The following is a 26,140-nucleotide window of genomic DNA, read 5'->3' as shown; positions in this document are numbered from 1 at the left end:
GCCCCTACTATGGGGCGGCCCTTTTCATGGGAGGCCGACCGGGGAGTCCTCCTGCGGGAAACCCCGGGAACACGATTTTGCGGGTTTTCCCGCCATGGGGAAACCGCTATGCTCCGGCCATGCGCACAGTTCCCATGCCGATGTTTTGAAAGGAAATACATTTTATGAAATCCGTTTTGTTTTTTCTGGTTTTCGTCGCCGCCCTGGCTGCGGAGCCTGTTCGGGCCGGGGACACGATCCGGTGGGGCGGGGCCGACAATCCGCCGTATCATATATTTTCCGGGCCCGGTGCCGACACGGGGTATTCCGATATCGTCCGAATCTTTTTTGCCGACCGCCTGACGGAATACGACCACCGGAAGGTCAAGATGACCCTGGCCCGGCTCATGGAGAACGCCCGCAACGGCGAGGATTACTGCTATTGCAACCTGCGCAGGACTCCGGAGCGCGAGGAGCTCTTCCATTACTCCGACGTGACGGCCGTGACCCTGGGGCCGCGTCTGTACGTCAGGAAGGGCAGCCCCATTCTCGACATGGCCGAACACGGCACCGTCAGCCTGGAGTCGCTGCTGGACTCCGGCAGGTACGCCGGGGTGGCCGAGACGGGCCGCTCTTTCGGGCCGGACGTGCGCCGGATATTCGAGAAGCACAAGTCGTCGGTGCTGCTGCAGGTCTGCCCGGACGTTGCGCAAAAGTTCGAGATGGTTCACAACAACCGGGTGGATTTCTTCATCGAGTATCCGTTCGTGCTGCAGCACTACGTCAAAACCGCAGGCAAGAGGCAGGATCTTGTTCCGCTCGGGATTGCGGAGCATGATCCCTATGTCCTGTCCTACGTGGTCTGCACCAAGACCGACTTCGGCAAGCGGGTCATCGAGCGGATCAATGAGGAATTGCGGGCTGCCAAGGGGACTCCGGCGCACCGCGAGCTGTTCGAGACCCCGGCCAGGGACCTTGATGAAAACTCACGCAGGGAATACGGTGAGTTGTACGGCAAGTTTCTGGAAATGAACTGATCCGGGGCCGTTCTTGACGCGGCCGGGATCACGATATACCCCCAGTGGAAATCAGCAAGTCAACGCGAGGAAGCTATGAACATCGGTCAGTACACCTTTGAAGAATTCAAGCAGAAGGCCAAGGAATTTCACGGTTATCCGGCACCGGGGCTGCTCATCGGCGGCTACATGGTGGAGGCGGCCAAGGCGCGGCTGCCCGAAGGGACGTTGTTCGAGGCCATGGTCGAGTCGGGCAAGTGTCTGCCGGACGCGGTCCAGCTGTTGACGCTCTGTTCCACGGGCAACAACTGGATGAAGGTCAAGCTTCTCGGCCGATACGCGGTCTCCCTGTACGACAAGTTCACGGGCGAAGGGTTCAGGGTGGCGGTGGATCAGGAAAAGCTCGCCAAATGGCCCGAAATCAAAGCCTGGTTCATGAAGGAGAAGCCCAAGGCCGAGCAGGACACGGACAAGCTGTTCGCCGAGATAGAGCAGGCCGGGGACACCATCTGTTCCATCCGGCCCGTCAAGATTTCCAAGCGGTATCTCGGTCACGGCCACATGACCACCATCGACGTCTGCCCGGTCTGCAACGAGGCCTACCCCGGCTCGGACGGGTCCATCTGCCGAGGCTGCCAGGGCGAGGCCCCCTATGAAAGCATCGAGGGCGTGGTCTGCGCCGACGATGCGCCCGGCCTCAGGGTCGTGTCCGTGGAGGACGCGGTGGGCACCAAGGTGGTCCACGACATGACCGGCATCGTGCCCGGCGAGTCCAAGGGGCCGATCACCAAGGCGGGCGATACCCTCGCCGCAGGCGACGTGTGCCGGTTGCAGCGCATCGGCAAGTTCAACGTCTTTGACGGCTCGGACCTGCCCGGCGACGAGTGGGTGCACGAGAACGAAGCGGTCAAGGCGTTCGCCAAGCGCATGGCCGGGCCGGGCGTCTCCTACGACCCGAACCCGGAAGAGGGCAAGATCAATTTCTTCGCCGATGAACCCGGCATGCTGTCCATCGACCTGGACGCGCTTTCCCGGTTCAACCTGTCCCCGGACGTCATGCTGGCCACCCGCCACGACGGCTCGCTCATGCCCAAGGGCAAGGGCGTTGCCGGGACCCGGGCCATCCCGCTCTACATCTCCCGCGACCGGTTCAGCCGCGCGCTGACCGCCCTCGGCGAAGGCCCGGTGCTGTCCGTGCTGCCGCTCAGGGCGGCCAAGGTCGGCATCCTGGTCACCGGCACCGAGGTCTTCCAGGGGCTCATCGAGGACAAGTTCATCCCCATCATCTCGTCCAAGGTCATCAAGCTCGGCTGCGAGGTGGTCAAATCCGACATCGTGCCCGACGAAAAGGACATGATCACCAAGTCCGCCACAGCCATGCTCGACGCGGGCTGTGACCTGATCGTGACCACTGCGGGCATGTCCGTTGACCCGGACGACGTGACCCGCGCCGGCCTGGTGGACGCGGGCCTGCACGACGACCTCTACGGCGTGCCCGTGCTGCCCGGCACCATGTCCCTCGTGGGCCGCATGCGGTCCGCCGACGTCATGGGCGTCCCGGCCTGTGCGCTCTTCTACAAGACCACCGCCTTCGACCTGATCCTGCCGCGCATCCTGGCCGGGCAGAAACTCACCCGCAAGGACCTGGCGCGCCTGGGCGAGGGCGGGTTCTGCATGACCTGCAAGACCTGTTCGTTTCCCAAGTGCCCGTTTGGGAAGTAAGCGGCTTGCGATAGCGGGCCATCTGCACATTTTTCGGACCCAGTTTAATCCTCACCGTAGCGCTGCTACGCCTCCGGTTAAACTGCATCCGAGAAAATGCACAGCTGACCCACTCTCCCAAGCCTTGAGATTGTAAGAAGGCCATCCGCGTTGCGGATGGCCTTTTTTGTGTAGGGTTGTGTGCGGCGGATTGCACATCCGATGTGCAGGTGCACAGGCCTTTGCCCGGTTTGTCGCCCCGGGGTTTTGCCAACCGGCTGAGAAGGCGTGCTTTTTTGCTTGGTATGGAAGGTGCATAACAAATAGCTTTGATTACTGTTTGGAAAAACCTATGATGATTTCACACCGTTGAAGTCTGGAATAATAAATAACAGTGAGGAAAACATGAAGAAAGTTGGAATTCATATCGGTCTGGCAGTGCTGTTGGTTGTGGGCGTTGCCGTCAACGGGCAGGCCTTTTGGGGGTTTGGCCAGTATGATCGCGTGGAGCCGGTGAACGGGGTGGTGACCATTCCTGTGGGCGACGTGAGCGACGGCCGGGCGCATTATTTTTCATATGATCACGACGGCCGGGAAGTGAAGTTCTTCCTGCTCAAGAGTTCGGACGGCGTCATCCGGGCGGCGTTCGACGCCTGCGACGTGTGTTTCGGCGAGAAGAAGGGCTACTCCCAGGATGGGGATTTCATGATCTGCAACAACTGCGGCCAGCGCTTCCATTCCGCGCGTATCAACGTGGTCAAGGGCGGTTGCAACCCGTCCCCGCTCGACCGTGCCGTCGAAGGGAACGACGTGGTTCTCAAGGCCCGGGATATCGCGGCGGGCAGCAGGTATTTCTAAATGAACATTCTGACCATCCCGTTGCGCAATACGCGCCGAAAGTGGATGAAGACCCTGCTCCTGCTGGTCGTCTTCACCCTCGGGGTCACATCCATCGTGTCGCTCAACTACGTGTCCAGCGTGGTGGGCGACTCCCTGGAAAAGAAACTCACGGCTTTCGGCGCCAACATCCTGGTCCAGCCCCACCGCGAGAAGCTGACCGTCAGTTACGGCGGTTTCTCCATGGGCGACATGGTGCTCGGGCAGGCCGACCTGGACGAGACCTCCGTGAGCGACAGGATCGGCTCCATCGAGCTCAACGACCGTATCTCGGTCATCGCGCCCAAGCTGGTGACCATGGTCAAGATCGCCAACACCGGCGTTGGCCTGGTGGGCGTGCGTTTCGACAAGGAAAAGGTGCTCAAGGGATACTGGGCTGTGAACGGCACGTATCCCGTGCGCGATGACGACGTGCTCGTCGGAGGCAAGGCCGCCGCCAAGCTCGACCTCAAGGTCGGCGACGCCATCGACCTGGAAGGCGTGGATGCGACGGTCTCCGGCATACTCATGCCCACGGGCAGCGACGACGACTCGGTCATCTTCGCGCCCATGGATTTTGTCCAGTCGAACTTCGGCACGCCCGGCCACGTCAGCTTCATCGAGGTGGCCGCCCTGTGCGCGGGCTGCCCCATCGAGGACATCGTCAACCAGATCCAGGCGGCCGTGCCCGACGCGGACATCCAGGCCCTGCAGTCCATCGTCAAGCAGCGCATGTACTCGGTGGAGTTCGTCAAGCGGCTCATCCTGACCGTCAGCCTGGTCATCCTGTTCATCGCCTGCTGCATGGTCGGCGTGACCATGCTCTCCTCGGTCAACGAGCGCATCAAGGAAATCGGCCTCATGCGCTCCATCGGCTTCGGTCGCGCGTCCATATTCTCCATCTTCTGCTTCGAGGCCGCGCTCATCGGCGTGCTGGCCGGGATCATCGGCTATCTGGGCGGCTACGGGCTGAGCCTCAAGGTGCTGGCCATGCTCGACATGGCCGAAGGCGCCACCGTGTCCTTCGACCCGGCGCACATGGGGCTCACCGGCCTGCTCATCGTGTCCGTGTCCGTGCTGTCCGCGCTCTTCCCGGCCTGGAAGGCGTCGTCAGTGGAACCGTCCGAAGCCCTCATATCCCTCTAGGAGCCGCCATGCTTGAAGCAAAAAACATCATCAAGACCTTCCGGTCCGAGGGCGTGGTAACCCATGCCCTGGACACCGTGGGCATCACGGTCGATCCCGGTGAGTTCGTGTCCATCGTGGGCCGTTCCGGATCGGGCAAGACCACCTTCCTGAACATCCTGTCCACGCTCCTGGCCCCGGACTCCGGGGAGATCATATACAACGGCGAGGACATTACCAGCCTGCCTCCGCGTCGGCTCAACGAACTGCGGCATAAGGACTTCGCCGTGGTCTTCCAGTTCCACTACCTGCTGCCCTATCTCTCGGCCCGCGAAAACGTGCTCCTGCCTTACATGAAGGGGCTCGGCCGGGTGCCCAAGGACGCGCGCATGCGCGCCGACGAGTGCCTGGAGCGGGTCGGATTGGGCGGCAAGGGGAGCAAGATTCCCGGCCACCTGTCCGGCGGCGAGCAGCAGCGCGTGGCCATCGCCCGCGCCCTGGTCAAGAAATCATGGGTCCTGTTCGCCGACGAGCCCACCGGCAACCTGGACAAGGCCACCGGCGAATCTGTCATGGATCTGCTGGTCGATCTCAAGAACGACGGCCTGTCCGTCGTCATGGTCACACACGACGACGAATACGCGGCCAGGGCGGACCGGACGGTATCCATGGCCGACGGCCGGGTGATATAAAGGGGAGGCGGGAAGCGCCTCCGGCGGCCTCGCAGGGGCGCTCCTTCGGAGAGAGCAGGGCGCTGCCCTGCACCCGCCAAAGGGCGAGCCCCTTTGGAATCCCATAGCCGCCTTCGGCGGAGGCCTCGGACAAGGCCTCCGTGCCGGGTGACGATTCGGGCAAGAAAAACGAGAAACGCCGTGCCATGTTGCAAACATGGTACGGCGTTTTATCTTGCCCGAATCGCGGGTAGTTTTATTTATGGGATTTTCAATTCTGCACGCCTATCTGCTCTCATTCAAATCGCGTAATTCCGCTTCCGCGCAGCTTTCGCCGTCAGGCGGCATAAAAAAGTTTGGGAGATTCTCAAGAACCCTTTCCAAAGGGTTCTTGAGCCGCCGGAGACATTGTCACACGTAATTCGGATAGTCCGTGCACAAGAGGTGCAGGGGCGGTTCGTCCTCTTCGATTTTCGGGAACCGGGCCTGGGGTTCGTGGAACCGGTTGTCGGTGTTGTCGTCGTTGACGGACGACACCTCGCCCACCAGGACCTTGCCCTTGCCGGGTTCGCCGTAGAAGCGGTGGTACATGCCCTGCTCGAGGAAGATGGATTCGCCGGGCGTGAGCACCACGGTGCCGCCGGGGGCGACCGTGCGCTCAAAGCCGTCCACGGACACGGTGAGCGGGTCCGTGCCCAGCTCTTCTCCCGGCGTGGAGCCGTACAATTCGACCACCAGGTTGCCGCCGCCGCGGTTGATGATGTCTTCGGTCTTGGCCCAGTGGAAATGCATGGGACAGATCTGGTTTTCGCGCACGATCATGATCTTTTCCGCATACGTCTTCGGATGGCCTGCGGCCAGGTTGCCGTTGCGGATGGTGAACAGGATCAGGCCGCGTTTCTCGAAGTCGCCCGCGCCGTAGTCTGTCAGGTCCCAGCCGAGCTGGTTTGCCACCACTTCGGAGTTCCCCTTGCCCTTCCAGTCATCCGGGCCCCAGAAGGCCCAGGGCGGGAGCCTGAACTGGAAGGACTCGAAAAAGGCCTTGGCATCGCTGATGAGCGCGTTGATTTCGGATCGTTTCATGGCCCGAATCTATGAGAGGGGTGGGGCGCCGTCAAGCGCGGATCGACTGGACATGGCCGCTGGGTCCGGTGCATGCTGCCTGCCATGGAAAACGAAATCACGATCATTTTGTACGACGATGCCGTCCACCGGAATCAGGTGACGGATCTTTGGGAGAACGTCTTCGGCTATCCCGCCGACTACAACGCCCCGGAAGTGGTCATCGACCGCAAGATCGCCGTTGACGATCTGCTGTTCGTGGCCGTGGAAGGCGGTGCGGTCGTCGGCACGGTCATGGCCGGGTATGACGGCCATCGGGGGTGGATCTATTCCCTGGCCGTGCGCACGGACAGCCGCTCCCGGGGTATCGGCTCCATGCTTCTCGCTGCCGCGGAACAGGCGCTGGCGGGGCAGGGCTGCATCAAGGTCAATCTCCAGATCCTCGACAGCAACGCCGGGGCTTGCCGCTTTTACGAGGCCAACGGCTACGGTGTGGAGGCGCGGATCAGCATGGGCAAAAAACTGGCCTGATGCATTCCCCCGGCGAAGGCAATATGCTGAGAAAAAAAAGTGGCCTTTGCTTTCGGGGGCGGGTATAGGAAAATCCTGCTCCGGCTTTTCGGGGGGCGATGAAGCCCCGACAAACTTACGAGGTGCTTTCATGGGCATGTTCTCAAAGAAGACCAAAGACAATACCGAACTCAACGCCTTTCTGGGCGTGGGCACCGAATACAGGGGCAAACTCGATTTCGTCGGCACGGTCCGCATCGACGGCCGTTTCGATGGTGAAATTTCCACCGACGGAGACCTGATCCTGGGCCGCAAGGCCTGCATCTGCGGCACGGTCCGGGTGGGCCGCCTCACTTCCTGCGGGGAGATACGGGGCGACGTATACGTCAAGGAGCAGGCGGTTTTCGAAAAGACGTCCACTCTCAACGGCAGCCTCAATTCTCCCTCACTGGTGGTGGAGAAGGGCGCCATCGTGGAGGGGACCATCACCATGACGGGCGCGGCCGTTCCGGCCGCCAAGCCCAAGATCGTGGCAGCCGATTTCGGCGGCAAGCCTGCAGCCAATGGGACAACTCCGGTCGCCAAGACCGGTTCCGATACAGGCAAGTAAAGAGAGGTAAGTCATGTTTGAGCTGGTCATCGAAGACAGGGGCGGGGAATACGTCGCCTTCAAAGCGGAGAAGGAGCGCGAGGTCGAACTCATCCGGCAGCGCCACGTCCGCTCCCTGACCGAAGGCCTGGCCTCCATCCGCGAAGCCAAGCCCGCCAAGAAAGCCAAGAAATAACCGGCTTTCCCAAGCATCCTGAAAAGATCGACCCCCCGCGCGCGGACACCCGCCGCAGGGATTGATCTTTTTTTGCGCCCAATTTCCGGCCCGTCGCCCTTGGGAGGGGCGCCGCCATTTACTGTCGCCGCGATATGTGAGAAAGTCCGCCGGAGATCACACGGGAGACACGTTTCATGGAAAAGATAATTCTGGTTCACGTGACGGGCGGCGACCGGCCCGGGCTGACTGCGGAGCTGTCGGCCGTTCTGGCCGGGTTCGACGTGGATGTTTTGGACATCGGCCAGGTGGTCATCCACAACTTCCTGACCCTCGGCATCCTCATCCGGTTGCCCGCCAATTCACAGCCTGTGCTCAAGGACCTGCTGTTCAAGGCACACGAGCTGGGCGTGAACATGAAGCTGCATCCCCTGGCCGAGGAGGAATATTCCTCCTGGGTGGGCGAGGCGCACAAGCCGCGCTACATCATCACGCTGCTGGCCCGGTCCGTGACAAGCAGCCAGGTGGCGGCCATCACCCGCATCATCACCGCCAACGGACTGAATATCGACACCATTCACAGGTTGTCCGGGCGCGTGCCGCTCGATTGCAACGACTATGAATGCTCACGCGGCTGCGTGGAATTCACCGTGCGCGGCACGCCCAAGGACATCGCTGCCATCCGGTCCGAGTTCCTGGACATCTCCTCCGAGTTGATGGTGGACATCGCCTTTCAGGAGGACAACATCTTTCGCCGCAATCGTCGCCTCGTGGCCTTTGACATGGACTCCACGCTCATCCAGGCCGAGGTCATTGACGAGTTGGCCAAGGAGGCGGGCGTGGGCGACCAGGTGGCGGCCATCACCGAGTCCGCCATGCGCGGCGAGCTGGACTTCAAGCAGTCCCTGCGCAAGCGGTTGTCCCTGCTCGAAGGGTTGGACGAGAACGTTCTCAAGAAGGTCGCGGACCGGCTGCCCATGTCCGAGGGCGCGGAAAAGCTCATCGCCAACCTCAAGAACGTGGGCTACAAGATCGCCATCCTGTCCGGCGGGTTCACCTATTTCGGCGACATCCTCAAGCAGAAGTTCGGCATCGACTACGTCTACGCCAACGAACTGGAGATCGTGGACGGCAAGCTCACCGGCAAGGCGCTCGGCGACATCGTGGACGCCGAGAAAAAGGCCGAGTTGCTCCAGTCCATCGCCGAGAAGGAAAACATCTCCCTGCAGCAGGTCATCGCCGTGGGCGACGGGGCCAACGACCTGCCCATGCTCAATCTCGCCGGCCTCGGCATCGCCTTCCACGCCAAGCCCAAGGTCAAGAAGGGCGCCCGCCAGGCCATCTCCACCCTCGGCCTGGACACCATCCTCTACCTCCTCGGCTTCCGCGACCGCGAAGTGCTGTAGGGGCAAGGCAGCCTCCGGCGGCTGGGGGAAGGGGAGAGAGGGAACCCTTTGCAAAGGGCTTCCCTCTCTCCCCTTCCCCCAGACCCCTATCCCCTCTCTCCCTCCTAAATTTTTTATATCGCCTTCGGCGCATGTTCCGGCCAATTCACAGTGAGCGAATTGGATGCAGCAGGCGTCCGACAGCGGGTCTCTGCGTACCGCCCCGCACACCCGGTACCCGTGCCGCGCTCCTCCTCTCCATGATTGAACAAACTCCCCCAGCCTGTTAAACACGGGAAAACATTCCATCTTGGGAGGCCGCATGTTCCAGTCCGACAAGCCCTATACGCTCGATTCAGTGGTCCGCATGGTCCTGGCGGTGGGCTTCATCATCGGCATGGTCTGGCTGCTGGGCTACCTGTCCAGCGTGCTGGTGCCGTTCGTGGCCGCGTTGCTCCTGGCCTACCTGCTCAACCCGGTTGCCAGTTTTATCCAGAAGTACGTGAAGAGCCGTGGCGTGGCCGTTACCCTGACCCTGCTCGGGGTGGTGGTTGCGGCGGGCGGGGTGTTCCTGATCGTGGTGCCGCTTATGGCAAGCGAGTTCGCGCACATGGGCGACGTGCTCTCAAGGCTGGCTTCGGACTCGGATTTCGGAGACAAGGTGGCGGGCCATCTGCCCCCGGACATCTGGGCGTGGGTCCGCGAGGCCGTGCAGGCCCCGGAGGTGCGGGATATCTTTACCTCTGATGGGGCCATGGGTGCGGTCAAGTCCGCCCTGACAGCCGCCCTGCCGGGGCTCAAGGGCGTGGCCGTGGGAGCCTGGAACGTGGTGGCCGGGGTGGCCGGGCTGTTCGTCATCCTGCTGTACATGATCTTTCTGCTGGCCGACTTCGGCAGGATCAGGAACAACTGGCAGAACTACCTGCCGGGAAAGTACCGGGAGAGCGTGACCGGGTTCCTGGCAGAGTTCGAGAAGACCATGGGGCTGTATTTCCGGGGGCAGGTCGTGGTCTGTCTCATCGTGGGCGTGCTCATGGCCGTGGGTTTCGCGATCATAGGCCTGCCGTTGGGCATCGTGCTCGGCCTGCTCATCGGCATCCTGAACATCGCCCCCTACCTTGGGGTGCTGGGCGCTGTCCCGGCTGTCCTCCTGGCCGCGCTGGATTCCCTGGAGGCCGGGGAGTCGGTCTGGATCGGCATCGGTCTGGTCGTGGCGGTCATGGCCGTGGTCCAGGTCATCCAGGACGTGATCCTGGTGCCGAGAATCCAAGGGGAGAGCCTGGGCTTGTCCCCCTGGCTCATCCTGCTTTCCCTGTCGGTCTGGGGCAAGATGCTCGGCTTCCTCGGCCTGCTCATCGCTCTGCCCATGACCTGCCTGTGCCTGTCCTGGTATCGACGGCTTCTGGCCACGCGTGAACCCGCCTGACCGGGGCGCGTATTTTCAAAAAACAAGGCCGGGGCGTATCGCGATACGCCCCGGCCTTGTCATATCCCTTCGGTATTCGAATCTAGAGGGTGGCGAAACTCTGCAGCACCCAGATGACCCGGCCCACGGTGCGGGCATCCATCTCGGCGGCCGGGATGGTCAGGTCGGTGTATTGATCGTTGTCCGCCTTGAGCAGGAACGAGTCCCCCTGATGGAAGACGCGGCGGATGGTCAATCCCTGGTGCGGGAAGTGGACCGCGCACAGGTCGCCGTCCGGGTGCTCCTTCTGGTCGCGGTCGATGCCGACAAAGGCGCCGCGCGTGATGACCGGCTCCATGGAGGCGGAATCGATCTTGACCACGGTCAGCTTGGGGCGGCAGAAGGACTCGGGAACGGACAGTTCCTCGATGGCCCTGGGTTCCCATTCGGCGGCTTCCTTGTCCGCGCCGGCCATGGTGGACACGGGAACCACGCGGCCCCGGGAGTTCATGCGCCCGTAGGGAGCCGGGGTTTCGCGGAGCAGGGTGTCCGCCGGGATCTTGCCCTTGTCTGCGTTGATGTAGACGGGCTCGACGCCTTCGGCCAGCCAGTCCGGGTCCAAGCCGTGGCTGCGGTAAAGCTTGAGGAACCAGTCCGCCGGTATGGAACAACGGCGTTTGGCGTCCGAGATGCTGGATTGACGAACGTCAAGGACTTCGGCGAGTTGAACCTGGGTCCGCGCGCCGGTAGCCTTTTTGATCCGCTCAAGCGCTTCCTCAAACCATTTGAGCTGCGCTTCATCACATCTCTGTTTCTTCTTGGGCATCTATTGCTCCTTCTGCAAAAAACTTTGAAGTAAACCATATGGCCGGACGAATCGTCGCCCTTGGCCCATATGCAATTCGTTTTTTAACGGGGGTATCCCCCATGACCTGAGTGCAGGTTCCGCCATTGCTTTTTTATCATGCGGGAAAAAATCCTGATTGAGTAAGGAAAAATTCCCAACGGGCGACAGTCTACCCTTTCCTATAACATATTTCAAAGGAAAAGGATGCGCTGATTTTCATCGGCGCATCCTTTCAGATGTTCATGCGTCAAGGCCGCTACTGCATGTATTTCAGGAACGGGCTCTTGGGTGTGATGATGAACTTCGAGTTCTTGTCGAACCCCTTGCGATAGGCTTCCAGGCTTCGGGTGAAGGCATAGAAGTCGGGGGATTGACCCAATGCGTCGGCGTAGGTCTTGGTGGCCAGGGCGTCGCCCTCGCCGCGCAGGATTTCGGCCTGCTTGTCCGCGTCGGCCAGGATGATGGTCCGTTCCTTGTCGGCGGCGGCCTTGATCCTGGCCGATGCCTCGCGACCCTCGGAGCGGTACTGCTTGGCCTGGCGCTCGCGTTCTGCCTTCATGCGACCGAAGATGGAGCGCGCGTTTTCCGCAGGCAGGTCGGTGCGCTTGATGCGGACGTCCAGGACGTCGATGCCGTAGGGCTCGAGCAGTTCCTTGCTCCGCTTGGTGACGGCGGCCATGATCTCCTGGCGTTTGTGGGACACGACCTCGATCAGCGTGTACCGGCCCAGCGCCACGCGCAGCTGCGAGCGGACGATGTCGTCCAGCCGGGCGCGCGCGCCCTGGATGGTGCGGACCTTGGTGTAGAAGGTCAACGGGTTCACTATCTTCCATTTGGTGTAGGAATCCACGTTCATGTATTTCTTGTCCGTGGTGGTGATCTCTTCGGGCTTGGCGTCGAAGTCCAGGATGCGCGCATCGAAGAAGACCACGTTCTGGACCAGGGGCAGCTTGAAGTGCAGGCCGGGGCCGAGCGCTTCATCGCCTACCGGGCGACCGAGCTGGATGACGATGGCGGTTTGGGTCTCGTCGACGGTGAAGGCGGCGGACGACAGCACGAACCCGCCCACGACAAGGGCTATGAGTAATAAAATGGTTGTTTTTTTCATGGTGAACCCGCCTTACTGCGTGGGCTGGGGAGCCGGTTGCTGTTTGGCCGCGGGAAGCTTTTCCAGGGGCAGGTACGGGACTGATTTCCTGAGGGCGTCGTCGGACATGATGACCTTTTCGATTTCCGGGTTGGCCAGGATGGCTTCCATGGTCTCCAGGTACAAACGCTGGCGGGTGATGTCCTTGGCCTTGTTGTACTCGGCCAGCACGGACAGGAACCGGGCCGCGTCACCCTCGGCCTTGCGGATTTTCGCTTCCTTGTATGCCAGGGCGTTGTTGGTGATGTGGGAAGCCTCGCCGCGCGCCTTGGGCAGGATGTCGCGCTGGTACGCCTCGGCCTCGTTGATGAAGCGGGACTTGTCCTCGCGTGCGCTGGCCACGTCCTTGAAGGCGTCGATGACCTCGTCCGGCGGATGCACGTTCTGCATCTGCACGGCCACCACGGACAGGCCGGTGTCGTACATGTCCAGGATTTCCTGCATCAGTGTCCGGGTCGAGACCTGGATTTCCTGCTTGCCGGTTGTCAGGGCGTCATCGATCTTGCCGTAGCCGATGACTTCGCGCATGGCGGCCTCGCCGGCGTGGGCCAGGGTCATTTCGGGATCGTTGACGTTGAACAGGTAGTTCTTGGCGTCCTTGATCATGTACTGGACGATGAACTGGACGGAGACGATGTTTTCGTCGCCCGTGAGCATCAGGGATTCTTCCTTGACCTCGCGGCTGACGCCCTGCTGGAAGCTCAGGTTGCGCGCCAGGCCCGAGGACCGGAAACCGAATTCCACGCGCCTGATCTGCGTCACCTTGGGGGTCAGTACGCTTTCCACGGGGAAGGGAATGTGGTAATTCGGACCCGCCGTGGTAACACGGTTGAATTGCCCGAATTGTTTCACCACACCGACTTCGTCGGGTTCCACGATGTAGAATCCGCTGGCTATCCAGAGGAGGATGATGATCGGTACGATGAACTTCCAGCCAGGCAGTTTGAAATTCTTGAATTTCTCCAACTGCTCCTGGAAGTCGTCAAAGCTCGGCGGCTTGCCGCCGGGGCGCCCCTGTTGCTGCTTTTGTAATTTTTCCCAGTCCCAATTCATAATGAGACACAAGTAGGCACATTGCGAGGGCAGGTCAAGGATAGTTGGATGAAAAAGTGGTATAATGATCGACGTGCCCATCGGGGACCGACAAAGCCGGGAGCTCCGGCATGACCAGTCTGCAGCTTTTCACCGGCCTGTTCCGTCGATTCCGGGCCAAGGTTCTCGGCAGTCCGGTGCGGGTGGTCGGCCAGTGCAGGATGTGCGGTTCATGCTGCGCGGACATCCTGATTCTCTACAAGGGCAAGTGGTTGCGCAGGAAAAGGGATTGCGAGGCCATGGTCAGGGAACTGCCCGGCTATTCCCGGTTCGAGTGCGTGGGGCGCAACCCGGACGGGTTTCTGACCTTCACCTGCAGGAGCCTGGGCGAGGACAAGTTTTGCACATCATATGAAGAGCGTCCTTCTTTGTGTAGAAATTACCCTTCCAAGTCGCTATATTACCAGGGAGGATGGCTGCGGCCCGACTGCGGCTATTCGTTCAGGGCCGAGACGTTTCGCCAGGCCATCAGGCGGCTGCTGACCGGGAGGGACGATTTTTCAAAGGTGCTCGAGGAGCAGCTGCGCAAGGGCGGGGACAAGGAACCCTCAAAAAAAGATACGGAATCATGAAGAAACTCATATTCATTCTCGTGGCAGTGCTTGTCACCGGTGGAGGCATCTGGTTTTTCACCGCCGGGCAGAAGGCCGGGAAGATCAAGGTCCTCCAGACGGCCAAGGTCGAGCGGGGCAGCGTTTCCCGCGTGTTGGAGGCCACGGGCATCGTCCAGGCCCAGGTGGGCGCGCAGGTCAAGATCGGCGCCCAGGCCACGGGCGTGCTCGAATCGGTCCCGGTCAAGGTGGGCGACAGGGTCAAGAAGGGCGATCTGGTGGCCAAAATCGACGCCCGCGAGCTCGAGGCCCGCATCGCCGAGGCCCGGGCCAATCTGCAACTGGCCCAGGCCAAGCTCGCCTACATGGAAAAGAATCTTCCCCGGCAGCGGACCCTGGTGCAGAAGAAACTCGCGGCTCAGGATTCCCTGGACACGGCCGTGCAGGACGCGGCGGTGGCCCGGCACACCGTGGCATCAAGTCGGGCCAAGCTGCGCACCCTGGAGGTCCAGCTTTCCTACACGCGCATCTATTCGCCCATCGACGGCGTTGTCTCACAGGTGGCGGCGCAGGAGGGCGAGACCATCGTTTCAGGCCTGTCCGTGTCCAATCTGATCACCGTGCTCGACCCGGACAAGCTCGAGATGTGGATATACGTGGACGAGACCGACGTGGGCCGCGTCAGGGAAGGGCTGTCCGTGCGCTATACCGTGGACTCCTATCGCGACAAGGTCTTCGAGGGCGTGGTCAACCGCATCTATCCCGAGCCTGAGGTCCGGGACAACATCGTCTACTACCAGACCCTGGTCACGGTCACCAGGGAGCAGGCCGCGTTCCTGCGCCCGGAGATGACCACCCAGTGCAAGATCATCGTGGAGACCCGAAACGACGTGGTGATCGTGCCCAACACCGCCCTCAAGTGGGTCCGGGACCGGCAGGTCTGTTTCGTGATGGGCGACAACCCCGAGGCCGAGCCGCGCGAGGTCTCGCCCAAGCTCGGCCTGGTCGGCCTGGAGACCTCCGAGGTCCTGGAAGGGCTGTCCGAGGGCGACGTGGTCGCCACCCAACTGGTGCTGCCCGGGGACAAGGTCTCCAAGAAGGGGAAGTAGCATGACCCAGGCGGCCATCGCCCTGAACGACGTCACCCGGACCTTTACCCGACAGGCCGGGGACGGCGCGGACGAGGATTCCGGCATCCGGGTGCTCAAATCCATCACCCTCGACGTGCCCACCGGTTCGTTCGTGGCCCTGCAGGGCACGTCCGGGTCCGGCAAGTCCACGCTGCTGCATATCATAGGCCTGCTCGACAGGGCCACGTCCGGCACCTACCACCTGCTCGGGCAGGACGTGTCCACCCTGGACGACGACCATCAGTCCGACCTGCGCAACCTGGCGCTGGGGTTCGTGTTCCAGTCCTTTTATCTCATCCCCTACGCCACGGCGCTGGAAAACGTCATCCTGCCCGGCCTGTATTCCGGCAGGCCGCGCTCCGAGCTGGTGGCCCGGGCCGAGTCCCTCATGGAGCAGGTGGGGCTGTCCGACCGCATGAACTTCAAGCCGTCCCGGCTGTCCGGCGGCCAGCAGCAGCGGGTGGCCATGGCCCGCGCCCTGCTCAACGAGCCCAAGGTCATCCTGGCCGACGAGCCCACCGGCCAGCTCGACTCCACCACCTCCCGCGAACTGATCAAGCTCTTTCACACGGTGCACGAGGCCGGCACCACCATCGTGCTCGTGACCCACGACGAGGAGGTGGCCCGGGAGGCCGACCGCGTCATCCGGCTGCACGACGGACGCATCGTCGAGGACATTACGGCCGGATAGGCGGGAATCGCCTCAGGCACAGGTTGGCCATCAAGCACAGGGGTTGAATGTGATACGGCAGACTGCGAGAATAGTGAGTATGGGGTTGGAGGCCGTCTGGGCCTTCAAGCTCAGGTCTTTTTTCGTGGTGTTGGGAGTGGCTTTCGGCATTGCCTCGCTGACGCTCATCGTGACCGCCGTGGACGGGGCCAACCGCATGGCCGTGGAGATCGTGGACATGTTCGGGCCGGACGCGGCCCTGGTCTTCGGCGGCAACATCCAGAAGCGGGCCGTGGGCATGCGCACCCTCACCCTGAGCAACGAGGACGCCAAGCGGATCAGGGATTCCCTGCCCGGCGTGTCCCAGGTCATCCCCATGCGGGCCAAGTTCGGCCAGACCGTCAAGTCGGGCAACGAAAACTTCCAGGACGTGCGCATCATCGGGGCCACCGAGGACTACGCCCTGGCCTGGAACTGGCCCCTGGCCGAGGGCCGCGACATCTCCGCCGAGGACCAGCGGCTGGGCGCCCGGATCGCCATCCTGGGCGACAAGGTGTCCAAGGAGATTTTCGGCCAGGAGTCGCCCGTGGGCCGGGTCATCTATATCGCGGGCATCCCCTTCCAGGTGGTAGGGCGGCTCACCCTGCGCGGTGTGTCCGGCGGCGGGGGAGGCGACATCGACAGCCGGATCATCGTTCCCCTGTCCACCCTGGTCCAGCGTTTCAACATGGACCGCAAATACTTCCGCGCCCTGCGCATCAAGTTCCTCGAGCCGGACTACATGTCCGCCCATGTGGAGAACCTGCGTTTGCTGTTGCGCCACCTGCACCACATAGGGCCGGGGGAGGACGACGACTTCTCGATCATCACCGCCGACGAGGTGCTCAAGTTTCTGTCCATGTTCAAGGGCGGGCTGACCATCTTCCTGGGCGTGACCGCAGGCATCGCCGTGCTCGTGGGCGGGTTCGTCCTGGCCAACCTCTTCTCCCTGTCCGTGTCCGAGCGGGCCGAGGAGATCGGGCTCAAGAAGGCCATGGGCGCGCGCAGTTCGGCCATCCTCGGCCAGTTCCTGGTGGAGGCGTGTGCCCTGACCGCCCTGGGCGGCGTGTTCGGCCTGTTCCTCGGCCTCGGCCTGGGCCAGTTCCTGTCGCGCCTGGATATCCTGACCATCCAATTCTCCTGGAAGGCGTTCTTCATGGCCCTGGCCGGGTCACAGGCCGTGGGCCTCGTCTTCGGCCTCAAACCGGCCAAACAGGCCGCCGACCTCGACCCCATCCAGGCCCTGCGCGGCGAGGGGTAGGGATGCCTCCGGCGGCCGGGGGAAGGGGAGGAAAAACCCTTTATAAAGGGTTTTTCCTCCCCTTCCCCCAGACCCCCATCCCCTCCTTTTCCTAAATTTTTTCCATGCGCATCCGCGCGGGTGTGGTTGGAGAACACGTGCATTTTTTTGACACGCTGTTCCAAACGCCACCACATGGAGCTTCCGACAACGAAGAGCGGCGGTTGTGGCGTGGGCACCGTCCCGAAGGATTCGCGCGGGCCAGCTTTCCGCGCGCCGAAGCTGGTCCGCGCGAATCCTTCGGGACATTCCGTGCAGCCCCAAGCCGCGTTCTCCCGCTTCCGCGCACCTCTCGCCGAAGGCGACAAGGGGGTCCAGGGGGCCTCGCTCCCTGGCGGGTGCTGGGCGGAGCCCGCCCCCCGGAGGGCTGCCCGGGGCCTTGCCGGGCTTGCACGAAAACCCGCCACGCGGTAGGTAGTCTTTCATGCGCATCAACATCCCCCGAGTGCACGGTGAAACCCCTAAAGAGAAGGTGATCCGCTCCATTCTGCTGATCCTGGTCTTTGCGGCCGTGATCTGGGCGTTCACCGAGAACAACAAGCGGGTCATCGACCGGCTGAATCTGGACGGGGCGGTCTACGACGAGACCGGGACCCTGGACAAGGAACAGCAGAAGTTCATCGTCTCCTTCACCCGCTCCCTGCGCGACGACTACGGGCTGGACTGCAAGATCCAGATTTACGGCGGGGATTTCGTAGTCCCGGAACTGGACGCCAAGACCCTGTACATCGGCCTGGCCCCGTCCATCGACGTGGTTGAGATGCGGTTCCCGCCCATGATGCGCCAGGCCCTGGGGCCCGAGTTCATCGAGTCCCTCAAAAGCACCTTCCTCCTGCCGTCCTTCAAGCAGGGCGACTGGCCCACGGCTATCCAGGAGGTGCTGGTGGAAATTTACAACAAGCTCGAATCGTTGGGCAAAGAGAGAGATAATGGCTGACAAGGTGACCATGTACACGGACGGTTCCTGCCTGGGCAATCCCGGTCCCGGCGGATACGGCGCGGTCCTCATCCATGGCGAATACAAGGGCGGGAACAACGACAATTACAAGGAATTTTCCCAAGGATACCGCCGGACCACCAACAACCGAATGGAACTTTTGGCCGTCATCGTGGCCCTGGGCGCGCTGAAGCGGCCCTGTTCCGTGGACCTCTGGACCGACTCCAAGTACGTGCAGCAGGCCATCACCAAGGGCTGGCTCAGGAACTGGCAGAAGAACGGCTGGAGGACTGCGGCCAAGAAGCCGGTCAAGAATCAGGACCTGTGGCGCAGGCTCATGCCGCTCGTGGAGACCCACGACGTGAATTTCCACTGGGTCAAGGGCCACTCCGGCCATCTGCTCAACGAGCGCGTGGACGACCTGGCCCGCAACGCCGCCTCGGGTCGCGACCTCCTTGAAGACGAGGGCATGGAATAACCATTCCTTCCCGATCCCAAAAAAGAACCGGCCCACCGCAAACGCGATGGGCCGGTTTTTTACGCTATCAGTTCAGCCGCTCGCCCTCAAACCCTTGGCGAGCGATCCGGGTGTCGTTACCCGGCAGCGGGTCAATCCGCCAAGTTCCCCAAAAAGGAACCATCTCTTCAACCCCTGCCGTGTCCTGAAATTTTACCTAAAGAAAACATCCCTTAAACTCCCTGCCTCGAGGCTGGGGAGAGTGGTGCAGCTGTGCATTTTCTCGGGTGCCCGGCGGCCGGAGGCGTAGCAGCGCTACGGTGAGGACCGCCGGGTGCCCGAAAAATGTGCAGATGTGCCGCTATCGCCAGCCGACGTTATGCGTTCACTTCTTGGCGAAGCCACTCCTTGATGGGCGGCGTCAGCTCCAGGATTCCCTTGATGTTCTTGATGTCGTCCTTGAGTTCCTTGGCCAGGTTCTCGGGAACCTCCTTGGAACACAGGACCTGGGAACCGTAGTTGTCCATCTTCATGAGAACCGCCTTGGGCGCGTCCCAGGTGTCGATGGCGAAATAGACCGAATACTCGCCGCTGCGGGTCACGGGCGAACGCATGTCGTCACGATAGTTGTTGTTGCCCCACTCCAGGTACAGGGTGACGGCGTCCTCGTGGATCATGTCCCAGTTCACCTCGTTGATCCATTGCTTGCAGGCTTGGAAATCGTTGCTCATATGCTATCCTCCCATTCAGGGTCGTGTTGTAAATGATAATAGCTACTGTTTGCAACTTTGTCCAGTCTGAAATTACGGATCGATTCCCTTTTTTTTGTTTTCGGCCACCACGAAGGCCAGGACCGTGAAGCCGACGATCAGGGCAAGTGCTGCCGGTTCGCGCGTCCAGAGGGCCCAGATGGTGATGGCGGCGGTAGCGAGCGCAAAGGCGAAGCGGCCCGTCTTGTGCCGGTTCCAGGGGGCGGCGATCCAGTTCTTCTCCCATTCCAGCCCGCGGTGCACGAAACGGAACCACCGGTTATCCGGCGGATCGTCGAGGTCCAGGCGGAAGAAACCGGCACCGAAAAGGATCAGCGCGGCGGCCAGGAACAGGTAGCTGTGGAACAGGAGGGTGGGGCAGAGCAGGGTGAGGGCGGCGAAATGGAAGGTCCAGTTCCACGGCTCCCGGTGGCGGGCGAGTGCCAGCGCGACAAGTTCGGACGGGGTGACGATCATGAGGCATGGTACAGACGAGTGCGTCCCGGATGCAACAAATTGTTCGCGGGGAACAATGCGAAATATCTTTTCTGAAACGCATTGACAGATGGACACGAGGAGATTAGTTGAGTGGTCAATTATTGACAAGTCAACGATATAAATCAGAGGTTTTATACATATGAAGAAAGAACAATTGGAAACATTTCATCAGCGGTCGCCCGGAAGAAGGCTGGCCATGCTGAGCCGCCTGAGCATGGCCTACATGGCCGGTCCGCTGGCGGAAATGGGCATTGGCCGCGGGAAAATCGGCTTTCTCTTGAGCGTGCTGCAATTCGAGGGCATCGTTCAGGAGGAGTTGACGAACCGGCTGTGCATCGACCGGGCGGCCACGGCCAGGGCCCTGCAGGCCCTGGAAGACCAGGGCCTGGTCCGGCGTGAAGAGGACAGGGAAGACCGGCGCAAGAAGCGGGTGTTCTCCACCGACAAGGCGCGGGCCCTGCAGCCGAAGCTCATGGAAATGCTGACCCGGCATAACGAGGCCCTGTTCTCCGGGCTGACCCGGTCCGAGCAGGACCAGTTCCTCGATATGCTGGACCGGCTGGTGGACAACCTGCGCGTCGCCGTCGAGGGGGGGAGCCGATGAATACTCCATCCCGCCGAAGAGGCGTGCTTTTTGCGGTGGCCGCGACCCAGTTCGCCGCGCCGTTCATGATTTCCTCGGTGGGCATCGTACTGCCCGCCATAGGCCGGGACTTCCAGGCCAGCGGCGTGGCCCTGTCCATGGTCGAGTCCGTATTCCTGGGCGTCAACGCCATGTTCCTGCTCGCCTTCGGGCGGGCCTCGGACCTCATGGGGCGCAACTGGATCTTTACCCTCGGCCTGATCATCTTCTGCCTGTCCACCGTCGCCCTCGGGTTTTCGCCGACCATCCATGCCATGATCGCCATCCGGGCGCTCCAGGCGCTGGGCGGGGCCATGCAGGTATCCACGGGCCTGGCCATCCTCATGGACGTCTACCCGTCCGAAGAGCGGGGTCGGGTCCTGGGCATTTCCCTGGCCTGCATCTACCTGGGGTTGTCCACCGGGCCCTTCATGGGCGGGTACCTGGCCGACATCCTGGGCTGGCGCTGGCTGTTCTTCCTCTGTGTGGTCCCGTGCCTGGCGGCCCTGGTTCAGGCGTTCAGGGCCCTGAAATGGGACTTTCGCCGTCTGGAGGTGCCCTTCGACTACGCCGGGGCCCTGGCGTCCATGGTCTGTATCGGGCTGCTCCTGTCCGGCGGGGCGAACATGGACACGGACTACGGGTTCCCGCTTCTGGGCGGCTCCCTGGCCGCCCTGGCCGTGTTCCTGCGCATCGAGTCCCGGCGCGAGAATCCGCTGCTCGACCTCGGCCTGTTCAAGGGCAACGTGGACTTCAGCTTCGGCAATTTGCTGCAGTTCCTGAACTACTCGGCCACCTTCGGACTGACCTTCCTGATGAGCCTGTTCCTGCAGCTGGGCCACGGCATGACCCCGCTTCACGCCGGGACCATCCTGGTGGTCCAGCCCCTGGTCCAGTCCGTGCTCTCCCCCCTGTGCGGGCGGCTGGCCGACCGTTACCCGCCCGAACCCCTGGTGACCGCAGGCATGCTGCTGTCCATGGCCGGTCTCGGCTGGGCGTCGACCTTTGACGCAGCCACCTCCATGGCCTCGGTCATCGTCATGCTGGCCGTGATGGGCGTGGGCATCGCCCTGTTCGTCTCGCCGAACATGAAGACGATCATGGGCTCCGTGCCGCCCAAGTCCTACGGGGTGGCCACGGCCATAACCGGGCAGATGCGCATCATCGGCATGACGTTTTCCATGGTGGCCATCTCCATGGTCATATCTGTCATCATCGGCGACCGGGTCCTGGACACGGACGTATTCGACCTGTTCAACCGGGTTGTGAAGGTCGTCCTCGGCGGCGGCTGCGTGGTCGGCGCACTGGGCATGCTCCTTTCCCTGGCGGCGTCGCGACGCAAGCGGCGGGCGGCCCGGAAAAGCGTCGAGCCCTAGCCTGTTTAAGGACGCCCGGCGGGTGTACAAAGCGCGCCGGGTTCATGTAGATATGCCTTTGGAGGACCATATGGATATGCATCTTATTTCGCGGGCCGTAGCCGAACTGGGCGAGTGCCTGCGCGTGGAAGAAAATCTGCTGGCAACCGCCGAGTCCTGCACCGGCGGGCTGCTGGCCTCCACCCTGACCGACACCCCCGGCAGCTCCGAGTGGTTCGCCGGGTCCGTGGTCGCCTATTCCAACGAGGTCAAGGCCCGGCTGCTGGGCGTGCCGCCCGAGGTGCTGGACGAGCACGGCGCGGTGTCCGAGCCCGTTGTCCTGGCCATGGCCGAGGGGGTGCTCAAGGCCACGGGCGCGCATGTTTCCGTTGCCATCTCCGGCATCGCCGGTCCGACCGGCGGCACCCCGGAAAAACCTGTGGGCACGGTCTGGATGGCCTGGGCATGGCCCGGCAAGACCAGGGCGCGGCGCTACAACTTTTCGGGCTCGCGTTCGGAGGTCAAGGCGCAGTCCGTGATGGCGGCCATCAACGGACTGCTCGGCGTGGTGCGGTAGGGCGGATCGGCGTCCGGCTATTTCTCTTCCAGGATCACCCCGTCGCAGACGAACGAGATGCCCTGGGTGGAGGCGGTGCCGATCATGACCGTCTGGACGACCGGGACATGGACCTCTTTGGGGCTCTCCCAGCTGACGATGAAGTTGGCCCCGGACCCGCCCGACGAGTCGCGTTCCCGGATGTAGACCTCGCGGGTGGCCATGGGCGCGATGACCATGGGCTCGGTCAGGTGGTCCTTCACCAGCGCACCGTGGTCGTCGTAGTACTTGATCGTCGTGATCGTGATGGGATTGGCCTCGTCCACGTTCCGGATGGAGAGCATGATGGCCAGTTGGTAGGGCCGTCCCTTTGCTCCCTGGTAGACGTGAGAGTACGCGGGCACGTAGAGCCTCTGGCCCTTGGCGGTCCACATGGTCTCGTCGGCTCCGGCCGGACAGGCGATGGTAAGGACGAACAGCGCCGCGATGATATGGCGAAGGCACGGTATGCGCATGAGGGGCTCCTTGTTTTCGGATTTTCTCTTCAAACTATGCCCGTGCGGCAGGCGGATTGCAAGAAATAGGGAACGGATCGTCTAGAAGAAGGCCCGGCCTGTCAGGCTCAGGCCGAGCAGGCAGAGCAGGACGAGCACCACGCGCCGGAAGACGGCTTCGGGCAGCCTGCGCCGGACTTTGCCCCCGAGCCAGATGCCCACCCCCACCGGAATGATCCCCGCGACGGACAGGATCACCACGTCCACGGACAGCAGGCCGAACTTGCCCATGCCCGCGAGCATGATGATGCTCGAGAAGGTGAACGAGGTGTTGATGGCCTGGACGAGCTCGTCCTTGGTGATGGGCAGGGACATGAGATAGGGCAGGACCGGCATGATCTGGGAGCCGGTCAACCCGTTGACCACGCCGGTGACGAAGCCGGTGCCCGTGGCGATGAGCGGGTTGTGCCCGATGCTGACGGTTTTCCCCCACAGCCCCCACAGCCCGTACATGACCATGGCGATGCCGAGCACCCCCCGGGGGATGTCCGAGTGGGCGTCGCTCAGGATCCACAGCCCGAGCAGCAGGCCGGGGATGGTGGCCGCGAGCATGACCCTGAACATCTTGAGGACGCGGAAGAAGTCGCCCGCCTCGATCATGACCAGGGCGTTGGACATGAGCGACGGGATGATGACCAGGGGAATGGCCACCCTGAGGTCGAGGTAGCCGGCCATGACGCCGAGGCAGGTGGTGGCGAAACCGAGGCCTGCGGTGCCCTTGAGGAACGCCGAGAACAGGAACGTGGCGAGAACGAATGCGATGATGAGCGGTTCCATTCGGGTGTCCATTACGCCTTGCGGCTTTGCGAGGCAACCCGATTCCCCCTTTTCACCGCGCCGACTCTGGGGTATGCAGAGAGCCCGATTGAAATAACCTGTTCGGAGAAGGACCATGAATATACCCAAAGGATACGCCTTCGGCGCGGTCGCCGCGTCGTTCAAGAAGCCCGGCAAGCTGGACCTGGGGGCCATCGTGAGCAAGACCCCGGCCGTGGCCGCCGGAGTGTTCACCACCAACAAGTTTCAGGCCGCGCCCGTGCTCCAGTGCCGGGAGATGCTGGCCGACGGCAGGAAGATGTCCGGTTTTCTGGTCAACTCGGGACAGGCCAACGCCTGCACCGGCGACCAGGGCCGCGCCAACTGCCGGGAGACCCTGAACCTGGCCGCCAAGACGCTGGGCGTCCCGGCCGACGAACTGCTCCCGGCGTCCACGGGCGTCATCGGCGCGCAGTTCGACATGGCCAAATGGGAAGCGGCCATGCCCGGCCTGGGCGAGTCCCTCGGCAAGGCCGGTCCCGAGGACACGGCCAGGGCGATCATGACCACGGACACCGTGCACAAGCTGGCCGATGCCTCCTTCGCCCTCAAGGGCGGCGAGGTGCGGCTGCTCGGCATGTGCAAGGGCGCGGGCATGATCTCCCCGAACATGGCCACCATGCTCTCCTTCATCGTCTGCGACGCGGACATCTCCGCCGAGGCGTGGCAGACCATGCTGGCCGACTGCGTGAACCTGACCATCAACCGCGTCACCGTGGACGGCGACATGTCCACCAACGACTGCGTCATGGCCCTGGCCAACGGCGCGTCCGGCGTGGCCATCGAGACCGAGGAGGACTACGTGCTGCTGCGCAAGCACCTGCTGTCCGTGCTCGAGGAGCTGGCCTACATGATCGTCATGGACGCCGAGGGCGGCACCAAGGTGGCCTTCATCCAGGTGTCCGGGGCCAGGACCGACGCGGACGCCGAGCTGGTGGCCCGGGCCGTGGGCAATTCGCCCCTGGTCAAGACCGCGCTCTTCGGCTCGGACCCCAACTGGGGCCGGATCATCTGCGCGGCGGGCTACTCGGGTGCGGATTTCAAGGCCGAGGACCTGGTCCTCAAGATCGGCGGGGTCCTGGTCTTCAGGAACGGCACCCCGGAACCGGGCGACATGGACGGCCTGCTGGGGCCGATCATGAAGGAGCGGGACATCGTCATCCACCTGGACGTCGGCGACGGGCCGGGTTCCACCATGCTCCTGGCCAGCGACCTGACCCGGGAATACATATCCATCAACGCGGATTACCGCTCATAGGGGGGAGCCATGCCCATACTCAAGGTCCAGACCTGGGCCGGCATCAGCAAGGAGAAGAAGCGCGACTTCGTGGAAACCCTGACTCGCGAGGCCGTGCGCATCCTGGACTGCGCCCCCGAGGCGGTGACGGTCCTCATAGACGAGATACCCAAGGAAAACTGGGGCGCTGCCGGAGAACTCTGCACCGAGCGTTTCCCCGACAAATAATTCACCAATAAGTAGACCCCCTCTCCAAGCTGGCACAGCCTCCGCAAAGCGGCGACAAAAAGTTTAGGAAAAGGAGGGGATGGGGGTCCGGGGGAGGCATTCATCCATGGCTGACATGAAGGGGCGGGACAGGCTGACCCGTATTGTGGATTTTTTCAATGAGTGCGGCATGCTGCGCAAGACGCCGAGGACCGGGTACCAGTTCCTGGGCACGGGCAGCGAGAACGTGGCCGAGCACTCCTTCCGCACGGCGGTCATCGGGCACGTGCTGGCCCTGATGGCCGGGGCGGACGTGGCCCGGACCACCTACATGTGCCTGTTTCACGACCTGCACGAGGCGCGGACCTCGGATTTCAACTACGTGAACCGCATCTACAACAAGTCCGAGCGCACCCGGGCGCTTGAGCACGCCACCGGCGGCACCGGCCTGGAGGAGGACGTCCTCGGCTACTGGGCGGAACTCGAGGAGACCGCCACCCTGGAGGCCCGGCTGGCACAGGACGCGGACCAGCTGGACTTCATCCTGAACCTCAAGGAGGAGTTCGACCTGGGCAACAAGTATGCGGGCCAGTGGCTGGAATCGGCGGTGCAGCGGGTGCGCACGGAGTGGGGCCGTGAATTGGCCGACGCTATAGAGAATACCGATCACAAGGATTGGTGGTTTCTGGGGCCGGACCCGGATTGGTGGACTCGCAAGAACGGAAAGGGCAAAAAATAAGGGGAACCTGACTGCATCCGGCAGGAAAAAGTCACGTTTTTAACCGGTAAAAGGGTAATGGTCTTGCCGTTTTCGCGTATCTTCGATAGGGGTAGACATTACAGATTTGCAGATTCCGGTTCACGGGACATGTGAACCGTTCA

At 62.4% G+C, this 26,140-nt stretch carries 30 protein-coding genes; 22 read left to right on the top strand and 8 right to left on the bottom strand.

What is annotated here, in order from left to right; all coding sequences use genetic code 11:
• Positions 1-164 precede the first annotated feature (164 nt).
• The 5 genes from OO730_RS07685 to OO730_RS07665 all read left to right on the top strand — a co-directional run bounded on the left by OO730_RS07685 (position 165) and on the right by OO730_RS07665 (position 5,389).
• Positions 165-1,016 (top strand): transporter substrate-binding domain-containing protein, encoded by an 852-nt coding sequence (locus OO730_RS07685; protein WP_264984000.1) that lies wholly within the window; start codon positions 165-167, stop codon positions 1,014-1,016.
• Between the two features lie 75 nt (positions 1,017-1,091).
• The gene (locus OO730_RS07680; RefSeq protein ID WP_264983999.1) at positions 1,092-2,717 is read left to right on the top strand and encodes an FmdE family protein; all 1,626 of its coding nucleotides are present in this window, start codon (positions 1,092-1,094) and stop codon (positions 2,715-2,717) included.
• Between the two features lie 384 nt (positions 2,718-3,101).
• A complete protein-coding gene (locus OO730_RS07675; protein ID WP_264983998.1) occupies positions 3,102-3,554 on the top strand; it encodes a DUF2318 domain-containing protein in 453 nt (150 codons plus the stop codon).
• On the top strand, positions 3,555-4,718 hold the full coding sequence (locus tag OO730_RS07670) for an ABC transporter permease (RefSeq protein ID WP_264983997.1): 1,164 nt from the start codon (positions 3,555-3,557) through the stop codon (positions 4,716-4,718).
• Between the two features lie 8 nt (positions 4,719-4,726).
• A complete protein-coding gene (locus OO730_RS07665; RefSeq protein ID WP_264983996.1) occupies positions 4,727-5,389 on the top strand; it encodes an ABC transporter ATP-binding protein in 663 nt (220 codons plus the stop codon).
• Positions 5,390-5,779: 390 nt separating this feature from the next.
• Here OO730_RS07665 and OO730_RS07660 read toward each other — a convergent pair whose 3' ends face one another.
• Complete coding sequence (locus tag OO730_RS07660) at positions 5,780-6,451, bottom strand: D-lyxose/D-mannose family sugar isomerase (RefSeq protein WP_264983995.1); 672 nt, start codon at positions 6,449-6,451, stop codon at positions 5,780-5,782.
• An 84-nt stretch (positions 6,452-6,535) separates the two neighbouring features.
• Between OO730_RS07660 and OO730_RS07655 the strand changes: the two genes are divergently transcribed.
• The 5 genes from OO730_RS07655 to OO730_RS07635 all read left to right on the top strand — a co-directional run bounded on the left by OO730_RS07655 (position 6,536) and on the right by OO730_RS07635 (position 10,515).
• Positions 6,536-6,961 (top strand): GNAT family acetyltransferase, encoded by a 426-nt coding sequence (locus tag OO730_RS07655; protein WP_264983994.1) that lies wholly within the window; start codon positions 6,536-6,538, stop codon positions 6,959-6,961.
• A 130-nt stretch (positions 6,962-7,091) separates the two neighbouring features.
• Positions 7,092-7,550, top strand: a complete 459-nt coding sequence (locus OO730_RS07650; RefSeq protein ID WP_264983993.1) for a bactofilin family protein — start codon at positions 7,092-7,094, stop codon at positions 7,548-7,550.
• Between the two features lie 13 nt (positions 7,551-7,563).
• Entirely contained in the window at positions 7,564-7,725 is a 162-nt protein-coding gene (locus OO730_RS07645) for a hypothetical protein (protein WP_264983992.1), read from the top strand.
• 176 nt (positions 7,726-7,901) lie between these two features.
• The gene (gene serB / locus OO730_RS07640; protein WP_264983991.1) at positions 7,902-9,110 is read left to right on the top strand and encodes a phosphoserine phosphatase SerB; all 1,209 of its coding nucleotides are present in this window, start codon (positions 7,902-7,904) and stop codon (positions 9,108-9,110) included.
• 301 nt (positions 9,111-9,411) lie between these two features.
• Entirely contained in the window at positions 9,412-10,515 is a 1,104-nt protein-coding gene (locus tag OO730_RS07635) for an AI-2E family transporter (RefSeq protein ID WP_264983990.1), read from the top strand.
• A gap of 82 nt (positions 10,516-10,597) precedes the next feature.
• Here OO730_RS07635 and OO730_RS07630 read toward each other — a convergent pair whose 3' ends face one another.
• From OO730_RS07630 to hflK, 3 genes are all read right to left on the bottom strand, one after another.
• Positions 10,598-11,320: a LexA family transcriptional regulator gene (locus tag OO730_RS07630; protein WP_264983989.1), complete on the bottom strand. Its 723-nt coding sequence runs from the start codon at positions 11,318-11,320 to the stop codon at positions 10,598-10,600.
• Positions 11,321-11,597: 277 nt separating this feature from the next.
• Complete coding sequence (hflC, locus tag OO730_RS07625) at positions 11,598-12,449, bottom strand: protease modulator HflC (RefSeq protein ID WP_264983988.1); 852 nt, start codon at positions 12,447-12,449, stop codon at positions 11,598-11,600.
• A gap of 12 nt (positions 12,450-12,461) precedes the next feature.
• A complete protein-coding gene (gene hflK, locus OO730_RS07620) occupies positions 12,462-13,541 on the bottom strand; it encodes an FtsH protease activity modulator HflK (protein WP_264983987.1) in 1,080 nt (359 codons plus the stop codon).
• Positions 13,542-13,651: 110 nt separating this feature from the next.
• Between hflK and OO730_RS07615 the strand changes: the two genes are divergently transcribed.
• From OO730_RS07615 to rnhA, 6 genes are all read left to right on the top strand, one after another.
• The gene (locus OO730_RS07615) at positions 13,652-14,152 is read left to right on the top strand and encodes a YkgJ family cysteine cluster protein (protein ID WP_264983986.1); all 501 of its coding nucleotides are present in this window, start codon (positions 13,652-13,654) and stop codon (positions 14,150-14,152) included.
• The gene (locus OO730_RS07610; RefSeq protein ID WP_264983985.1) at positions 14,149-15,240 is read left to right on the top strand and encodes an efflux RND transporter periplasmic adaptor subunit; all 1,092 of its coding nucleotides are present in this window, start codon (positions 14,149-14,151) and stop codon (positions 15,238-15,240) included. Before OO730_RS07615 ends, OO730_RS07610 begins: the two co-directional genes overlap by 4 nt.
• Position 15,241: 1 nt before the next feature.
• Positions 15,242-15,952, top strand: a complete 711-nt coding sequence (locus OO730_RS07605; RefSeq protein WP_264983984.1) for an ABC transporter ATP-binding protein — start codon at positions 15,242-15,244, stop codon at positions 15,950-15,952.
• Between the two features lie 79 nt (positions 15,953-16,031).
• Complete coding sequence (locus tag OO730_RS07600) at positions 16,032-17,231, top strand: ABC transporter permease (RefSeq protein WP_264984141.1); 1,200 nt, start codon at positions 16,032-16,034, stop codon at positions 17,229-17,231.
• A 463-nt stretch (positions 17,232-17,694) separates the two neighbouring features.
• Positions 17,695-18,207, top strand: a complete 513-nt coding sequence (locus OO730_RS07595; protein ID WP_264983983.1) for a TPM domain-containing protein — start codon at positions 17,695-17,697, stop codon at positions 18,205-18,207.
• A complete protein-coding gene (gene rnhA / locus OO730_RS07590) occupies positions 18,200-18,685 on the top strand; it encodes a ribonuclease HI (protein WP_264983982.1) in 486 nt (161 codons plus the stop codon). The genes OO730_RS07595 and rnhA overlap by 8 nt, the downstream gene beginning before the upstream one ends.
• A gap of 356 nt (positions 18,686-19,041) precedes the next feature.
• Here rnhA and OO730_RS07585 read toward each other — a convergent pair whose 3' ends face one another.
• Together OO730_RS07585 and OO730_RS07580 are read right to left on the bottom strand one after the other, a co-directional pair.
• Complete coding sequence (locus OO730_RS07585; RefSeq protein ID WP_264983981.1) at positions 19,042-19,395, bottom strand: DVU0772 family protein; 354 nt, start codon at positions 19,393-19,395, stop codon at positions 19,042-19,044.
• Between the two features lie 72 nt (positions 19,396-19,467).
• Positions 19,468-19,890, bottom strand: coding sequence for a hypothetical protein (locus OO730_RS07580; protein ID WP_264983980.1), 423 nt, complete (start codon positions 19,888-19,890; stop codon positions 19,468-19,470).
• A 160-nt stretch (positions 19,891-20,050) separates the two neighbouring features.
• On the opposite strand from OO730_RS07580, the gene OO730_RS07575 reads away from it, so the two are divergent.
• From OO730_RS07575 to OO730_RS07565, 3 genes are all read left to right on the top strand, one after another.
• Complete coding sequence (locus tag OO730_RS07575; protein ID WP_264983979.1) at positions 20,051-20,515, top strand: MarR family winged helix-turn-helix transcriptional regulator; 465 nt, start codon at positions 20,051-20,053, stop codon at positions 20,513-20,515.
• Entirely contained in the window at positions 20,512-21,909 is a 1,398-nt protein-coding gene (locus tag OO730_RS07570; RefSeq protein ID WP_264983978.1) for an MFS transporter, read from the top strand. The genes OO730_RS07575 and OO730_RS07570 overlap by 4 nt, the downstream gene beginning before the upstream one ends.
• 70 nt (positions 21,910-21,979) lie before the next feature.
• On the top strand, positions 21,980-22,465 hold the full coding sequence (locus OO730_RS07565) for a CinA family protein (RefSeq protein ID WP_264983977.1): 486 nt from the start codon (positions 21,980-21,982) through the stop codon (positions 22,463-22,465).
• Positions 22,466-22,482: 17 nt separating this feature from the next.
• On the opposite strand, the gene OO730_RS07560 is transcribed toward OO730_RS07565, so the two are convergent.
• Positions 22,483-22,959, bottom strand: a complete 477-nt coding sequence (locus OO730_RS07560) for a DUF3124 domain-containing protein (protein ID WP_264983976.1) — start codon at positions 22,957-22,959, stop codon at positions 22,483-22,485.
• Between the two features lie 81 nt (positions 22,960-23,040).
• A complete protein-coding gene (locus OO730_RS07555; RefSeq protein WP_264983975.1) occupies positions 23,041-23,775 on the bottom strand; it encodes a sulfite exporter TauE/SafE family protein in 735 nt (244 codons plus the stop codon).
• A gap of 115 nt (positions 23,776-23,890) precedes the next feature.
• Between OO730_RS07555 and argJ the strand changes: the two genes are divergently transcribed.
• The 3 genes from argJ (at position 23,891) to OO730_RS07540 (ending at position 25,997) form a co-directional block, all read left to right on the top strand.
• On the top strand, positions 23,891-25,072 hold the full coding sequence (gene argJ / locus OO730_RS07550; RefSeq protein WP_264983974.1) for a bifunctional glutamate N-acetyltransferase/amino-acid acetyltransferase ArgJ: 1,182 nt from the start codon (positions 23,891-23,893) through the stop codon (positions 25,070-25,072).
• Between the two features lie 9 nt (positions 25,073-25,081).
• Positions 25,082-25,279 carry a tautomerase family protein gene (locus OO730_RS07545; protein WP_264983973.1) on the top strand — a complete coding sequence of 66 codons (198 nt, stop codon included), beginning with the start codon at positions 25,082-25,084 and terminating at the stop codon, positions 25,277-25,279.
• Between the two features lie 106 nt (positions 25,280-25,385).
• Positions 25,386-25,997, top strand: coding sequence for an HD domain-containing protein (locus OO730_RS07540; protein ID WP_264983972.1), 612 nt, complete (start codon positions 25,386-25,388; stop codon positions 25,995-25,997).
• Positions 25,998-26,140: the final 143 nt, after the last annotated feature.

This window comes from Pseudodesulfovibrio portus (genome assembly GCF_026000375.1).
Classification (GTDB): Bacteria; Desulfobacterota; Desulfovibrionia; order Desulfovibrionales; family Desulfovibrionaceae; genus Pseudodesulfovibrio; species Pseudodesulfovibrio portus.
Note: the sequence above shows the minus strand (reverse complement) of the source record. Positions and strands in the feature narration are given on the sequence as shown.

Excerpts from the sequence above, each read along its gene's own strand:
- OO730_RS07685 (WP_264984000.1), top strand. The coding sequence starts at position 165 with ATGAAATCCGTTTTGTTTTTTCTGGTTTTCGTCGCCGCCCTGGCTGCG.
- OO730_RS07680 (WP_264983999.1), top strand. The coding sequence starts at position 1,092 with ATGAACATCGGTCAGTACACCTTTGAAGAATTCAAGCAGAAGGCCAAG.
- OO730_RS07675 (WP_264983998.1), top strand. The coding sequence starts at position 3,102 with ATGAAGAAAGTTGGAATTCATATCGGTCTGGCAGTGCTGTTGGTTGTG.
- OO730_RS07670 (WP_264983997.1), top strand. The coding sequence starts at position 3,555 with ATGAACATTCTGACCATCCCGTTGCGCAATACGCGCCGAAAGTGGATG.
- OO730_RS07665 (WP_264983996.1), top strand. The coding sequence starts at position 4,727 with ATGCTTGAAGCAAAAAACATCATCAAGACCTTCCGGTCCGAGGGCGTG.
- OO730_RS07660 (WP_264983995.1), bottom strand. The coding sequence starts at position 6,451 with ATGAAACGATCCGAAATCAACGCGCTCATCAGCGATGCCAAGGCCTTT.
- OO730_RS07655 (WP_264983994.1), top strand. The coding sequence starts at position 6,536 with ATGGAAAACGAAATCACGATCATTTTGTACGACGATGCCGTCCACCGG.
- OO730_RS07650 (WP_264983993.1), top strand. The coding sequence starts at position 7,092 with ATGGGCATGTTCTCAAAGAAGACCAAAGACAATACCGAACTCAACGCC.
- OO730_RS07645 (WP_264983992.1), top strand. The coding sequence starts at position 7,564 with ATGTTTGAGCTGGTCATCGAAGACAGGGGCGGGGAATACGTCGCCTTC.
- serB (WP_264983991.1), top strand. The coding sequence starts at position 7,902 with ATGGAAAAGATAATTCTGGTTCACGTGACGGGCGGCGACCGGCCCGGG.
- OO730_RS07635 (WP_264983990.1), top strand. The coding sequence starts at position 9,412 with ATGTTCCAGTCCGACAAGCCCTATACGCTCGATTCAGTGGTCCGCATG.
- OO730_RS07630 (WP_264983989.1), bottom strand. The coding sequence starts at position 11,320 with ATGCCCAAGAAGAAACAGAGATGTGATGAAGCGCAGCTCAAATGGTTT.
- hflC (WP_264983988.1), bottom strand. The coding sequence starts at position 12,449 with ATGAAAAAAACAACCATTTTATTACTCATAGCCCTTGTCGTGGGCGGG.
- hflK (WP_264983987.1), bottom strand. The coding sequence starts at position 13,541 with ATGAATTGGGACTGGGAAAAATTACAAAAGCAGCAACAGGGGCGCCCC.
- OO730_RS07615 (WP_264983986.1), top strand. The coding sequence starts at position 13,652 with ATGACCAGTCTGCAGCTTTTCACCGGCCTGTTCCGTCGATTCCGGGCC.
- OO730_RS07610 (WP_264983985.1), top strand. The coding sequence starts at position 14,149 with ATGAAGAAACTCATATTCATTCTCGTGGCAGTGCTTGTCACCGGTGGA.
- OO730_RS07605 (WP_264983984.1), top strand. The coding sequence starts at position 15,242 with ATGACCCAGGCGGCCATCGCCCTGAACGACGTCACCCGGACCTTTACC.
- OO730_RS07600 (WP_264984141.1), top strand. The coding sequence starts at position 16,032 with ATGGGGTTGGAGGCCGTCTGGGCCTTCAAGCTCAGGTCTTTTTTCGTG.
- OO730_RS07595 (WP_264983983.1), top strand. The coding sequence starts at position 17,695 with ATGCGCATCAACATCCCCCGAGTGCACGGTGAAACCCCTAAAGAGAAG.
- rnhA (WP_264983982.1), top strand. The coding sequence starts at position 18,200 with ATGGCTGACAAGGTGACCATGTACACGGACGGTTCCTGCCTGGGCAAT.
- OO730_RS07585 (WP_264983981.1), bottom strand. The coding sequence starts at position 19,395 with ATGAGCAACGATTTCCAAGCCTGCAAGCAATGGATCAACGAGGTGAAC.
- OO730_RS07580 (WP_264983980.1), bottom strand. The coding sequence starts at position 19,890 with ATGATCGTCACCCCGTCCGAACTTGTCGCGCTGGCACTCGCCCGCCAC.
- OO730_RS07575 (WP_264983979.1), top strand. The coding sequence starts at position 20,051 with ATGAAGAAAGAACAATTGGAAACATTTCATCAGCGGTCGCCCGGAAGA.
- OO730_RS07570 (WP_264983978.1), top strand. The coding sequence starts at position 20,512 with ATGAATACTCCATCCCGCCGAAGAGGCGTGCTTTTTGCGGTGGCCGCG.
- OO730_RS07565 (WP_264983977.1), top strand. The coding sequence starts at position 21,980 with ATGGATATGCATCTTATTTCGCGGGCCGTAGCCGAACTGGGCGAGTGC.
- OO730_RS07560 (WP_264983976.1), bottom strand. The coding sequence starts at position 22,959 with ATGCGCATACCGTGCCTTCGCCATATCATCGCGGCGCTGTTCGTCCTT.
- OO730_RS07555 (WP_264983975.1), bottom strand. The coding sequence starts at position 23,775 with ATGGAACCGCTCATCATCGCATTCGTTCTCGCCACGTTCCTGTTCTCG.
- argJ (WP_264983974.1), top strand. The coding sequence starts at position 23,891 with ATGAATATACCCAAAGGATACGCCTTCGGCGCGGTCGCCGCGTCGTTC.
- OO730_RS07545 (WP_264983973.1), top strand. The coding sequence starts at position 25,082 with ATGCCCATACTCAAGGTCCAGACCTGGGCCGGCATCAGCAAGGAGAAG.
- OO730_RS07540 (WP_264983972.1), top strand. The coding sequence starts at position 25,386 with ATGGCTGACATGAAGGGGCGGGACAGGCTGACCCGTATTGTGGATTTT.